Annotated in this window: 8 protein-coding genes and 2 pseudogenes; 3 read left to right on the top strand and 7 right to left on the bottom strand. The window is 42.4% G+C overall.

What is annotated here, in order from left to right:
* The 4 genes and pseudogenes from FTV30_RS16090 to FTV30_RS03250 all read right to left on the bottom strand — a co-directional run.
* Nucleotides 1-90: pseudogene (locus FTV30_RS16090) on the bottom strand (transposase); the annotation flags it as partial.
* 258 nt (nucleotides 91-348) lie between these two features.
* Nucleotides 349-1,818, bottom strand: a pseudogene (locus tag FTV30_RS03260) (carotenoid oxygenase family protein).
* Nucleotides 1,819-1,958: 140 nt separating this feature from the next.
* Entirely contained in the window at nucleotides 1,959-2,276 is a 318-nt protein-coding gene (locus FTV30_RS03255) for a hypothetical protein (protein ID WP_005097590.1), read from the bottom strand.
* A gap of 29 nt (nucleotides 2,277-2,305) precedes the next feature.
* Nucleotides 2,306-3,181 carry a LysR substrate-binding domain-containing protein gene (locus tag FTV30_RS03250; protein ID WP_180000995.1) on the bottom strand — a complete coding sequence of 292 codons (876 nt, stop codon included), beginning with the start codon at nucleotides 3,179-3,181 and terminating at the stop codon, nucleotides 2,306-2,308.
* Nucleotides 3,182-3,352: 171 nt separating this feature from the next.
* Between FTV30_RS03250 and FTV30_RS03245 the strand changes: the two genes are divergently transcribed.
* Nucleotides 3,353-5,095 (top strand): FAD-dependent monooxygenase, encoded by a 1,743-nt coding sequence (locus FTV30_RS03245; protein WP_180000994.1) that lies wholly within the window; start codon nucleotides 3,353-3,355, stop codon nucleotides 5,093-5,095.
* A gap of 209 nt (nucleotides 5,096-5,304) precedes the next feature.
* On the opposite strand, the gene FTV30_RS16210 is transcribed toward FTV30_RS03245, so the two are convergent.
* The 3 genes from FTV30_RS16210 to purL all read right to left on the bottom strand — a co-directional run bounded on the left by FTV30_RS16210 (nucleotide 5,305) and on the right by purL (nucleotide 10,589).
* The gene (locus FTV30_RS16210; protein ID WP_252146096.1) at nucleotides 5,305-5,430 is read right to left on the bottom strand and encodes a KGW motif small protein; all 126 of its coding nucleotides are present in this window, start codon (nucleotides 5,428-5,430) and stop codon (nucleotides 5,305-5,307) included.
* Between the two features lie 352 nt (nucleotides 5,431-5,782).
* Nucleotides 5,783-6,229 carry a hypothetical protein gene (locus FTV30_RS03240; protein ID WP_180000993.1) on the bottom strand — a complete coding sequence of 149 codons (447 nt, stop codon included), beginning with the start codon at nucleotides 6,227-6,229 and terminating at the stop codon, nucleotides 5,783-5,785.
* Between the two features lie 526 nt (nucleotides 6,230-6,755).
* A complete protein-coding gene (gene purL / locus FTV30_RS03235; RefSeq protein ID WP_180000992.1) occupies nucleotides 6,756-10,589 on the bottom strand; it encodes a phosphoribosylformylglycinamidine synthase in 3,834 nt (1,277 codons plus the stop codon).
* A 1,354-nt stretch (nucleotides 10,590-11,943) separates the two neighbouring features.
* On the opposite strand from purL, the gene FTV30_RS03230 reads away from it, so the two are divergent.
* Together FTV30_RS03230 and FTV30_RS16085 are read left to right on the top strand one after the other, a co-directional pair.
* Nucleotides 11,944-13,581, top strand: coding sequence for a sodium:proline symporter (locus tag FTV30_RS03230; RefSeq protein ID WP_180000991.1), 1,638 nt, complete (start codon nucleotides 11,944-11,946; stop codon nucleotides 13,579-13,581).
* Nucleotides 13,582-13,592: 11 nt separating this feature from the next.
* The gene (locus tag FTV30_RS16085) at nucleotides 13,593-13,724 is read left to right on the top strand and encodes a putative transporter small subunit (protein WP_005097597.1); all 132 of its coding nucleotides are present in this window, start codon (nucleotides 13,593-13,595) and stop codon (nucleotides 13,722-13,724) included.
* Nucleotides 13,725-13,887 lie beyond the last annotated feature (163 nt).

The following is a 13,887-nucleotide window of genomic DNA, read 5'->3' as shown; positions in this document are numbered from 1 at the left end:
AATTTCAAATTGTGCAGCTACCGCTCGAATAGAATAACCTTCCTCAAGCTTAGCTAAAATTTTACGTCTAAAATGTTCTGAATAACTCATTGCACCATTGTATTAGTTTTATAATGATTTGACTATAGCAATAGAAGAATAAATCTTTGATTTGATATTCTTGGCGATATGAATACCACTCTTAGGCAGAGATTCAGAAATGAATTTTCTGCCTAACCTGGGATCTCGGTTAATTTAGACCTACCCTTCTCATCCTTCAAAGTAACATCAACCTATTAAATAAAGATTTAAATCTTCACGCGATATGAGACTGTGCCAGCACCCAAAGTGCTTATGCATCATCAAAATCTAAGAATAATAAGTTCTCAATTTCCGGTCATCCATCCAGTTACAATGAAATCCGACGGGTACACGAACCGGTAAATGAATCGTGGCAATAGGCCCCTTCTAAATATATTGCGCATCTAAAATCACCACTTTCGATGGACTGCCATCCAAGGCGTGTAGATAAGACATCAGCCAGCCATCATTTTCTGTTTGAGCACCTTCTCGGGCGACAAAAACTGCCTCACCTGTAACCCAGTTTGCTCCAAAGGAATAGCTTGCTGTACTGCCGGTTTCCAGATCATGGTACAAGAGTGTATTACTGCTAACATGATAAGGATCATCAAAGCCGGCAAAGGAAACACTATAGGCATAGCGATAAGGTCGCCCTGTATAGGCTTCATTGATCCGCGGAAATTCCTGCTTGATATTGGATAATACAGTTCGAGTGACTTTTCCTGTTTGCTGCTCGAAGATCAATCTTTCCAGCCGAATCTCCTGATCTTCTATTGGTCCCTGAATGGAACTGACCAGTGCCTTGGAATGTACCACTGCATCCATCACTACATCACCTGTGTTCAGGTCATAAGCATTGACCGTATGAAAAATAAAACAGGGATCAATCTCATACCAGCGGATGTCTGCCGCACTGCCACCAAAAGGCAGCATACCTATACGAGCCTGATGTTTAGGATTCCATTGATAGGGTAATAGTGAGCCTTTTAAGGCACTACGCATAGAAAAGTTGACATTCAAATCCAGAATCAGCACCTGAGATTGAGTAATGGCACAATCATGCACCATCGGGCCATGTTTGACTGGAATTTCGACATGATGTTGCAGTTTGCCTTGAGCATCAATATGTAAATAAAAAACCTGATGATGATTCAAGGCATCATAACAAACCGCATGAATATCTCCTGTTTCCGGGTCGATATGCGGATGAGCCGTAAACGGTAAATCCTGATCATTTTCAAAAAGTTGATGCCGTTTTGATTCCAGTTCACGATTTACTTCGATCGGATAAGCCCCCGCTTCGACCAGTGCCCAGATTTTCCCGGCAAAGTGGATGATATTGGTATTGACCGCATCCGCGACTCCACGCGTTTTCCCTAAAATCTGGGGTCTATGCAATTTTTTCTGCACACTGGCCGATCCGACATAAGCACTTTTATAGCAATGTGCTTCACCAGCTTTGAGTTTCAGCGCGTGAATCATGCCATCACCGGTGAACCAGTGATAATTTCGTGGGTTCTTTACCGTGATCGGATTCGGGCCAATCCGCATCAGCGCACCTTCTAGTTCTACAGGAATTTGCCCATCTACCATCAATTGAGTAGCAAAATGCTCCTGTCGTTGTGGCGCAAATATGCCATCCAGATAGGGATTGTCATGAGAATAGGGAATGCGGCTATGCAGGATTCCCGCACCATGTTTGATAGTTTTACTGAGCGTATTCTTGAGGATATTGCCGAGCTGTTTTGACCACTGCATTATTATTTTCCTGTTTTATTTTTATGATGATGACTGATTTTATACTCATAAAAGGAGGTTAATCATTTTAAACAGATAAGCTGATGGTACGCTAAAACACGATGCGCACCATTACTTCTAGCAGCAATAAGGTTGCACGTTTAGACTTTAATATCCAGGAGCTGAATAAACTCAAAAGCAGGCTCTTCATAAGGATGGCTTGCTTTCAGAGCTTTGGCGACCTCGACCGCCTTTTCATCAGCAACCAGCATTTCTACTCGCCACTCTTCAACCTGCTCTAATTCCCCGACTTCACCAATATAAGGATCTGCACCTTGCTGCGCTTTAAACTGCCCTGTTCCCAATACCTGCCAGGCACAGTGGGTATAATCTCCGATGCCGCCTGCACCCGCTTTAAATAAGGCTTCCTTAGTCACTTCAAGATGTTCATCTGGTACATAATAAATGAGTTTTAGCATGTTTCCCTTCAACATTTTCAATGGCTTATTTAAGATCTATTGTCCAGTGCCTGGGTAATAATATTCAATGCAGAATTATGAGGATTCTTGTTAAATGTTGCATAAAGTCCTAATTGTGGCAGGACTTGATCTGTTTGCACGATTTTCACATGCTCATTTAAAAAACGCAGCAGATATTCCGGGACGAAGCTAAAACCCATGCCCATATTGATCAGGTTAATATGTTGCAACACATTGGTAACCCACAGCATTTGGTCATGCTGCAATTGTTCAAAAGACATCAGGTGATTCAACTGCGCATAAAAGACCGGCGAAGCATTTTGCTCACACATAATCAACTGATGATTTTTCAGTTCTTGTAACTTCAATGGCCGATCTGTGGGATGTAAATGCTCGGCTGCCACCAGATAAATCTGTTCATTCATTAAATGAATATTGTCAAAATCGGGATGTTGCAGACAATAGCGGGTAAAGCTCAAATCCAGCTCGGCATTTTTCAGGCGTTGAATCTGCTCCATACAGGTCAGACTATGCAGATGAATTTTTAAATCAGGAATATTCTGCTTCAGTTTGGCCAGAATATTTGGCATCACTTTCAGTTCTGCAACATTTAAAAAGCCAATATGGATCTGGTTATTTTTCTGCTGCGCCACCTGACGCGCCGCGGCAACTGCCAGTTTGGCACTTTCAAGCGCCTGTTCAGCATGAATCAGAAAAGCTTGCCCCTCATCGGTCAGTTTGATTTGCCGGGATGAACGGTCAAACAGCATTACACCGACTTCCTGCTCCAGATCCTTAATCTGCTGACTTAAAGAAGGCTGCGCCGTGAACAGCTTATCTGCTGCTTTGGTAAAACTCTGTTCCTGAGCTACTGTTAAAAAAGCACGTAAATGTCGAAGTTCCATAAACTCAGCCGCATATTCTCAGGCATTTTAAGCTGCCAAACGAGAAAGTAGTAAGAATCTCAATAGACCTATAGTTTATATGAATACTCCTATTGTATTGCCTGAATTTCACTACACTGGATTGTAAATATATTCAAATCTTGTTCTTCAGACAGACACATGGAGTCATGTATGACACAGCATTACGATACTGACGTATTGGTGATTGGCACAGGACCTGCAGGATCGACCTTAGGTTTAGCACTGGCAAATTATGGGGTCAAAGTTCAACTCTTCACACAGTTTAACTGGCTGGCCAATAGTCCGCGTGCGCATATTACCAATCAGCGTGCCATGGAAGTATTACGTGATTTAGGCATTGAAGAACAAGTCAAAGAAATTGCGACACCGTGGGAACACATGGGCGAAAGCCTGATTACCACCAGTCTGGTCGGTGAAGAAATTGCCCGTTTAAGCGCTTGGGGCACAGGTGATGAACGTCATGGGGACTATATCAAAGGCAGTCCATGTCCATTGGTGGATTTGATTCAGCCGAAAATGGAAGCCTTACTGGTCAAGAATGCCGGGGAGCGCGGTGCAATCTATAACTTCAATACTGAATATTTATCGCATGTTCAGGATGAAGATGGTGTCACCGCTACTTTCCTGAACCGGATTACCAACACAGAATTTAGTTTAAGAGCCAAATATCTGATTGGTATGGATGGCGCACGCTCAAAAGTGGTTGAGCAACTTGAGCTACCACTCGAAGGTGTGATGGCGCGTGCGGGTACAGTCTATGTGACTTTTAAAGCCGATTTAAGCAAATATATTCAGCACCGCCCTGCCATTCTGCAATGGATCGTCAATCCTGAAGCCAGCTTTGGTGATCTCGGCATGGGCTTGCTACGTGCCATTACGCCTTGGAATGAATGGATTATGGGCTGGGGCTTTGACATTTCCAAAGGCGAGCCACAAGTGACTGAAGAACAGGTTCGATCGCGTCTGAATACATTTGTTGGCGCTGAAGTGGAAGATGTTGAAATCCAAAAACTGTCCTACTGGTATGTAAACCAGACTTGGGCAACTGAATATTCTAAAGGCCGCGTGTTCTGTGGTGGTGATGCTGTACACCGTCACCCGCCTTCAAGCGGTTTAGGTTCAAATACCTGTATGCAGGATGCGTTTAACCTTGGCTGGAAACTCGCCTATGCAATCAAAGGTTGGGCCGCACCTTCCCTCCTCGATTCATATACGTCTGAACGTGCGCCTGTAGGCAAGCAGATAGTCGCACGTGCCAACCAGTCTCGTTTTGACTATAAGCATTTAAAAGAAGTCTTTGGTTTTGACCAAGGCATCACTACGCAAAAACAAATGCTGGAACGTATTTTTGCTGAAGATGAGCAAGGTGCCGAAATTCGTAAAAAGTTATTTGAAGCACTTGAGATTAAGCATTTTGAATTTAATGCCCAAGGTGTTGAACTGAATCAGCGCTATAGCTCAAATGCGGTAATGAATGAAGCTGAGCCTGAGATCTTTGACAAAGATGAACAGCTTTATCTGCAAGCCACGACTCGTCCAGGTGCCAAAGTTCCACATACCTGGCTAATCAATAGCAAAGGCCAAAAGCAATCCACTTTGGATATTAGCGGTAAAGGCCGTTTTACCTTACTGACAGGTTTATCAGGTAAAGGCTGGAGATTGGCTGCCGAGACTCTAGATTTACCTTATTTAGATGTAATTCAGATTGGTTCACGTGAGTATCGTGATGTCTATGGTACTTGGAATGCCAAGTCTGAAGTTCATGAATCAGGTGCAGTGCTGGTTCGTCCAGATGGTTATGTGGCTTGGCGTTATCAGGACAGTACCAATGCATCTTTTGATTATGAAAATACGTTAAAGGCGGTATTGAAGCAAGTTCAACTCATAATCTAACTATTCCATCAATCATATTTAATTGACCATCGACATGGATGTCACCTGTCAGCCTGTGGGATATAGTCATTCTATCAGTCTGATGAAGGATTTTGGTTACCTTACGGAATATATCCCTCATCCTTCAAAGTAACGAATATTCTTATAAAAAAGTAAGTCTAACAATTTATGAAAAAACCACCTCAACGGTGGTTTTTTAAGTCAGATAATTAAGAGCCTTGAAGTAAATAACTGCCAACAACAAACAATATTTGTAGTCCTACGACAATAGCAAACAACATCCAACCTTTCTGACGCATTGCCGCCTTATCCATTATTCTAAGTGTTTTAGCCATGTCATCACCTCATACTTGAGAATTGATACTGAACTGATCTATTCCATCTTTCTTTTATAGTGCAATAAAGTTGTGCATAAAACATACCATAGCACTTTATATACAATATGAAAGCAAAATCTAAACCAAGTTCAGTGGGAGAAGTTAAATTAAAAAATCAGAATGCTTAAAAAGCAAAAATCCACCCCAAGGTGGATACGAATTAAGTAATTATAGATATTTTTAAATTATTTTTCCATAAAGTATAATTAAGTTAATATTTTTAAATGTTATTTATTGAAAATTAAGAAAATTAATGATTAGTAATTTTCTGATATTTCCACATGAGAAGTGACTTTGCTGTAAGCATGAATTATTCATTACATAAGTTCTCATTTGGAAGTGTGATACTTTTACCATCCATCGCTTTACTAAAAGCTAAATACGCCTTAAAGCGCTGTTTTGTGTTTGTGGTGACTGCAATGACATGCTGAACGACATTGGATGGTTTGTACAAAGTATCTTGAGAAAAACGCTCGTAAATGCAGCCTATCGCGCGCGATTTTTCAAATGCAATTTTTCGTAGCGGGTATTGCTGAGAAGTATCGAGTAATAAGCTCTCTTGCAGAACCATAGCCAATTGTTTTACCGCCTGTCTTTGTTCCATATTTATAAAATTCTTTTCAATATAAAGATCAACATCATCACGAATTCCATTTTGATTCACATCAGGGCCTTCGATATCGCGATCACGATTGAGTTTCGGCAAATAACCACTTTGTTTTATTTCATCTAAATGCTTGATATTAGCTCGCCACATGTATGTATCACACCCCGCCAATGTGAATAGTGAAATAAGTAAAATGCACCTTGAGAATCTGATAAATATTCTTGGCATGAGGTACCTCTTTATTTTATATGCATCATCATTGTCAAAAAGCTCAACATCTATCCTGAATCTCAATATATTTTCATGATTTAGTAGATCTGTAGTGTTTACGATATTTCATATAAAAGATCGCAACAGCGATCAAATGCAAAGCTAAACACAAGATGATTTTTAAATGTGGACTATACAGCTCATCCGACATTTTTTCGAAGAGAGTCAAATAAACCAGACTATAGGAAACGAGTCCTAAAATGGTTATTGCCGTTATTTCTATTTTTAAATATGCACCATCTGCAAAGTTATAATCTGCACTAAAACACAATAATGCAAAGATAAAATATGTAAATATTTTCATGATTTAAACTGGTTACTTATTTGAATTATTTAAACGATGTTAACTCCGAAACATACATAAAAAAAGGGCTGCTGACGCAACCCTTTTTTAATCTAAAACCGATTAACCAATGAACTTACGTGCATTACGGAACATACGTAACCAAGCACCATCTTGATCCCAGTCTTCTGGTTTCCAAGAATGCTGAATCGCACGGAAGTTACGTTCAGGGTGCGGCATCATAATTGTTGCACGACCGTCTTGAGAGGTTACACCGGTAATACCTTCCGGTGAGCCGTTCGGGTTCAATGGATAATGTTGTGTTGCATTCCCCAAGCTATCTACATAACGCAGAACCACCTGATTCGATGCGTTGAGCGCAGCAAAGTTTTCCGCAGTTGCAACCGCACGACCTTCACCATGTGCTACAGCGATCGGCAGAATCGAACCTTCCATGCCCTGAAGCAATACAGAGTTTGATTTTTCCACACGAACATTCACCGCACGTGCTTCAAACACTTCAGAAGTATTGCGGTGGAAACGTGGCCAAGCATCAGCACCCGGAATCAGCGGAGCCAACTGAGACAACATTTGACAGCCGTTACAGATACCCAGCGAGAAGGTTTCCTGACGGTTAAAGAATTTCTCAAACTGGTCACGCAGTTTAGTATTGAACAATACTGATTTTGCCCAGCCGCCACCAGCGCCCATCACGTCACCGTAAGAGAAGCCACCACAAGTCACTAAGCCTTCAAAATCATCCAGGCTGATACGACCTGCCAGCAAGTCACTCATATGTACGTCAACGGTATTGAAGCCGACTTTATCAAATGCTGCTGCCATTTCGATATGACCATTGACACCCTGCTCACGCAGAATCGCCATGTTCGGACGACGTGAATTAATGTACGGCGCTTCAATCGCTTCATTCAAATCAAATGTCGGTTTCGCAATGATACCTGCATGAGATTTGTCAGTGATAAGAGCAAATTCCTGATCCGCAGTTTGTACGTTGTCACGTAGGCGCTGGATTTGGTGGGATACTTCAGTCCATGCCACTTGCAGGTCAGCCCGTTCAAGTACCAGACCATTTACAGACAATTGGTCAGTAGTATTTACAGTACCAACCACTGCAATTGCATCTTTCAGGGTAGATGCTGCAACTTCAGCTTCTAATGCTGCCCAATCTGCTTTGCTAATTTGAAGCACTGCACCGATTTCTTCTGCAAACAGGCTTGCAGTTGATTGATCTTCTAATGCCACACCTAAACGTGAAGCGAACATCATTTCTGCAACAGTCGCCAATAAACCACCATCACCGATGTCATGATACGCCTTGATCAGACCACGGTTGTTCCAGTCTTGAACCAAAGCGAAAAATGCTTTGAAGTCATCGAAGCTGTCGACATCAGGCGTCACAGAACCGATTGCTTTATACACCTGAGACAGAATCGAACCACCTAGACGGAACTGACCTTTAGACAAGTCAATACGAACCAGTACCGACTCTTCATTTTTCAATTCAGGGGTCAATGTTTTACGAACATCGGTCACAGGTGCAAATGCAGTGATCACGCCTGACATTGGAGAAGTCACGGATTTATCTTCGCCTTCGTCATTCCAGGTGGTACGCATTGAAAGCGAGTCTTTACCGACTGGAATTGCGATACCCAATGCTGGGCACATTTCCATACCGATGGCTTTTACACCTTCGAATAGCGCTTGATCTTCGCCCGGTTGACCTGCAGCAGCCATCCAGTTTGCAGACAATTTAATGTCGCTGATTTTTTCAATCTTTGCAGACATGATGTTCGAGATTGATTCAGCCACTGATAAACGTGCCGATGCAGCAGGATTGAGCAATGCGACTGGTGGACGTTCACCCATCGCCATCGCTTCACCGGTGTAGCCTACTAGGCTTGTCGTTGTTACCGCAGCATCCGCCACCGGAACCTGCCAGCGGCCGACCATTTGATCACGTGCCACCATACCAGTAATCGAACGGTCACCAATACTGATCAGGAATGATTTAGAAGCCACTGTCGGGTTTTTCAAAACACGATAAATCGCATCTTTCAGATCTGTGACTTTAGCCGCGTCGAAATCATCGCCTTTGCGTTCAATGGTTTCATATGAACGGCTCATACGCGGTGTACCACCAAGCATTACCTGCATTGGCATATCCACTGGCTTGTTGCCAAATAACGGATCTTCAACGGTTAAGTGACGCGCTTCAGTTGCTTCACCGAGTACCGCAAACGGACAACGTTCACGCGCACAGATCGATTCAAATAATTCTAAAGAAGATGGACGAATCGCCAGTACATAACGCTCTTGCGCTTCATTTGACCAGATCTCCATAGGCGACATGCCCGGCTCAAGCGATGGAATCTTACGCAGATCCAGCACCGCACCGAGTTCATGGTCATTCACCAGTTCAGGCATGGCATTCGATACACCACCTGCACCCACATCATGTACAGACACGATCGGGTTCTGGTCTTCCATGCGCCAGCAAGTATCAATCACTTCCTGACAACGGCGTTCCATTTCCGGGTTTTCACGTTGTACCGAAGCGAAATCCAGGTTTTCGCCGAGTTTACCGCTGTCTACAGAAGATGCTGCACCACCGCCGAGACCGATCAGCATGGCAGGGCCACCGAGCACGATCAATAAATCGCCCGGCAAGATTGGATCTTTTTCAACGTGATCTGGACGGATGTTGCCATAACCACCTGCAATCATGATTGGCTTGTGGAAACCTTTAACATCGCCATTGATGTTTTGTTCAAAGGTACGGAAGTAACCATTTAAGGCAGGACGACCAAATTCGTTGTTAAACGCAGCGCCACCCAATGGGCCTTCAATCATGATTTGTAGCGGCGATGCCATACGCGATGGTTTACCGTAGTTTTCTTCCCAAGGCTGTTCAAAGCCCGGAATGTTCAGGTTAGATACTGTAAAGCCGGTTAAACCTGCTTTAGGCTTACCACCACGACCGGTCGCACCTTCATCACGGATTTCACCGCCCGAACCTGTCGCAGCACCGGCAAATGGTGCAATCGCTGTCGGATGGTTGTGAGTTTCCACTTTCATCAAGATATGCGCGGCTTGACTCTTATATTTATAAACCTGCTGGCCATTGTCTTCTTTGGTTGGATAAAAACGCTGGGTATCCGAACCGACAATCACCGAAGCATTGTCTTTATAAGCCGACAATACATCTGTAGGTGATTCTTTATAAGTATTCTTGATCATCTGGAACAATGACAATGGCTGAACTTCACCATCAATGGTCCATTCAGAACCGAAGATTTTATGACGGCAATGCTCAGAGTTTGCCTGTGCAAACATCATCAGTTCGATGTCATTTGGATTACGACCCAGCTTGATAAACGCTTCAGTCAGGTAATCAATTTCTTCCATCGACAATGCAAAACCAAATTCATTATTGGCCTTAACCAGTGCTTCTTTACCTTCACCCAGAATATCAATCGAGTTCAGTGGTTTTGGTGCTGTTTCAACAAACAGTACCGCAGCCTCTTCAATCGCATTGAATACGCTTTCAGTCATACGGTCATGCAAAATCTGTTGAACTTCATTTGATACGTCTTTTAGACCCTTCAACGTAAATAAAACGCCGCGCTCAAGACGATGAACCGGCGTATTACAGTTTTTGAAAATGTCTGTAGCTTTAGAAGACCAAGGCGAGATGGTGCCGACACGCGGTGTCACTAAAATTTGGATTTCATCACTTGCAGCCTGGTGCAATTCAAAAGATTGCCCATCGTTGAGAAGCTGTAAAGCTGATTGCTGTTGTTGCTCGCTGAGCGCTTGGTCAAAGAGGTAGACCCATTGACTTTCAATTGATTGAACAGAACTAATTGACGTCAAACGCGATAATAGTTGAGTTTTCTTAAAAGAAGAATGTGCGGGTGCACCGGCAACGATAAACATGCTGATTTTGGCTCCACGGGATGGTCTGAACAACCATGCCACAATGTGACTTGAGAGAGCGCATATTCTACTGTGAAATAAGGAAATCGGCTAGATGGCAAATACGAAAACTACGGCTGAAATATTCTGTATTTTTAAAATATTGTGTTTATTTTCAGGCAGGAAAATTGAATGTAGTCGCGTAGATTAACACAATTTGTTAAAGAAAAATCAAAACCGATTAACAATAATTTCACTTAAGAAAATTGTATTATTTTTCAACAGCAAGACCACTTAAAATGCGTACAGAACTTATTCTTGAGCCGTTATAAAAAACTTATTAAGGCTAGGCTAAAGCTTCTCGGGATAGACTGAAACAGTCGAGTTCATTTTTTAGCTCATCTCTCTGTCGGCGAGTTGCACTACTGAAATAATTTTGTATCCAGCTATCCCCATTCCGGGCTCCATTGCAGGATTTAAGACTCTGCCCCGCTGTTCTCCCTTTTCGAGCCTGTCTGTATGAGCAAACTATATCGCCTGCTTCAATCAACTTTCAATAATATCCGGTAGCCCAGATTATCCCGCTCACTCATCTTAATATCTGAGCTCTATTTAAAGATACCTGAATCTCACATATAAGCCTCAATCATAGTTTCTAATAAAGAGCTAAACTTAAAATTAATAGATCTATTTTAGCAAATAAATTTCCAGGATATTAAGCCTCTTGTTATTAATATATTGACTTAGCAAATTTATTTAAAAATTTCTTATTTTACCTCTATGAAATAGGTTATTTTCAAGCTAATCAATTGAAAATATACAGCTTAAATTCAAACTGATTCTCGGTCTCTATTCTTATGCAAAAATTCAGAATATATAAGCATCATCAGACATGAATTAATGAAAGTTTTTTAGGCTATTATTAAAAAAATCACTACTCATAATGAAGAAAATAAGCAATATTAAAATTTTGTTACTTTTTCATTTTCTGACTGACATCCATCTTTATTCTAATAAAAAACCATGCAATAAATACCTGTAATTCCTATAAAAATATAGAAACAACAAATCTATATTTGATAAGATGTTGAAATCAAAAATAGCCTTATATCAGCAAAGAATCTACATAATTAATGACTTCATCAGTAAATTTGATGATTTTATGTTAACCTCTACGCCAATTGCTGAGGAAATGTCCACATTCAGGACGCATGAATCATCCTCTTTTCTGCTGCAGATATGAATATCCAATTGATATTCAGACGCTGGTTTTTTTATTTTCTGTAGCTTCACTGCTCTGTCTAATCTAGAGCCTTAATCTGTTGCCAATGATTTAATTTTCAAAAACAAAAGGTGACCCGCTTAAGGAGTATGTATGTTTCAATTCACTAGTACAGCAACTGTACTATTGATGGTGCTTTTCTATGGCATCACCTTTCTATTGTCGTTACGCATTAAGCAAAAAAATGAAAATGTCGATGGATATATGGTCTCGAATGGCTCCATCGGATTTGGAATGTCTGCGGCCAGTATGACCGCCACCTGGATCTGGGCCGCTTCATTTTATGCAGCAGCTTCGTCCGGATATAAATACGGTGTTTCCGGTGCCTTACACTATGGTTTGTGGGGTGCACTGATGATTTTATTTATCTACCCATTCGGCAAACGTTTCCGCGACCTGGCACCCAATGCACACACTTTGGCAGAAATCATGCATGCACGGCATGGTAACCAGAGCCAGATGATTCTGGCAGGCTCCAACATTGTCGGGAGCGTGATCAGTCTGATGGTAAACTTTACCGCAGCAGGTGCGCTGGTTGAAATTCTGTCTCCCCTCAGCCTTATCCATGGGGTCTTGATTACCGGAATTGGCGTCCTGTCCTATACTTTATGGTCCGGTTTCCGCTCCTCGGTATTTACCGACTTTGGGCAACTGGTCGCCATGATTGTGGCGGCAGTGATCATTATTCCGACGCTATTTTTCACCCTGGGCGGCCCTTCACTGTTCCAGACCGGCATGCATAATCTGCAACCGGAACAACTGGATTTCTTTTCGAAAACCGCATTTTTAGAACAGGGTGCACCATTTTTTGTGGCGGTACTGGCTTATGCGATTGGTAACCAGACCATCGCCCAACGCCTGTTTGCAGTGCGTAAAGACTTGATCAAACCCAGCTTCATTACTGCAACCATCGGTTATGCCGCGATTGTCGTCGGTTTGGGAATGCTCGGATTATTGGCGCTATTTGCCGGGATTCAGCCGATTGATGGCAACCTGAACAACCTGATTCCACAAATGGCAGCAACGTATCTGTCTCCATTTATGGTGGCCTTACTCTTTGTCATGGTGATTGGCGCGCTTTCGTCAACGGCGGATTCGGATTTATCTGCCCTGTCTGCCATCGTAATGACCGATATTTATGGCAAACAGATTGCTAAAAATCGTCCTGATCCGAAGAAAATGCTGTTTATTGGCCGGATGACCATGATTGTAGCCACCATGCTCGGTATTTTAATTGCCACGCTTAAATTCGACATTCTAGCGATGCTGATTTTCGTCGGTGCACTCTGGGGTGCCATCGTATTCCCGGTGATTGCCAGCCTGTACTGGGACAAGGTCAATGCCCGTGCCTTTAACTGGTCTGTCGGTATCGCATTTTTAAGCTTTCTGGTGGTTCGATTTGAATGGCTGCCAATTCAGGGTCTGATCGCACTCAGTTTTGAGCTTATGGCCACCATCGGTATTGGTGTGGTACTGGGTCTGATGAGCTTTGGCTTCTTTGGCAAGAAAGTCGGCCTGGTGGTCGGTATTCTGGCCAGTATCGGCTTTCTTCCATGGACCATCGGCTTCCTGCGTGATTATGGCACGCTATTGAGTTCCCTGACCGCCTACGGCAGCAGCGCCATTGTCTGTACCGTACTGACTTTAATGAATAGCAAAGAACGATTTGATTTTAAACAAATCAATAAGATGGTGATTGAATTTCACCAGGTATCTGAGAAAAGTAAATAAGGAGATTTCAGATGAGTAGTCAATTTATGACCCTATATGTACTTTTTTGGCCATTGGTGGCGACGATGATTTTGTTCGTCATTTGCATGGGGGTCTATAAAGACATCCAGGAAGCCAAGATCAGTGGTGAAGATTTGCTTTAGTCCACTTCTATCATGAGATAAAAACAGGTCAATATGACCTGTTTTTTTATAGCGATTGTTCAGCTGAAATTTCCACAGGGTTTTGTTTGTTCCGACAATTCATGTCGCAGCACTCTAGTGCTGTTGCTACTTTTTTGGCATGATGCACTTAGCAAAGAATTGA

This window comes from Acinetobacter sp. YH12255 (assembly GCF_013417355.1).
Classification (GTDB): domain Bacteria; phylum Pseudomonadota; class Gammaproteobacteria; order Pseudomonadales; family Moraxellaceae; genus Acinetobacter; species Acinetobacter pseudolwoffii.
This window is presented reverse-complemented; position numbering and strand designations above follow the sequence as displayed.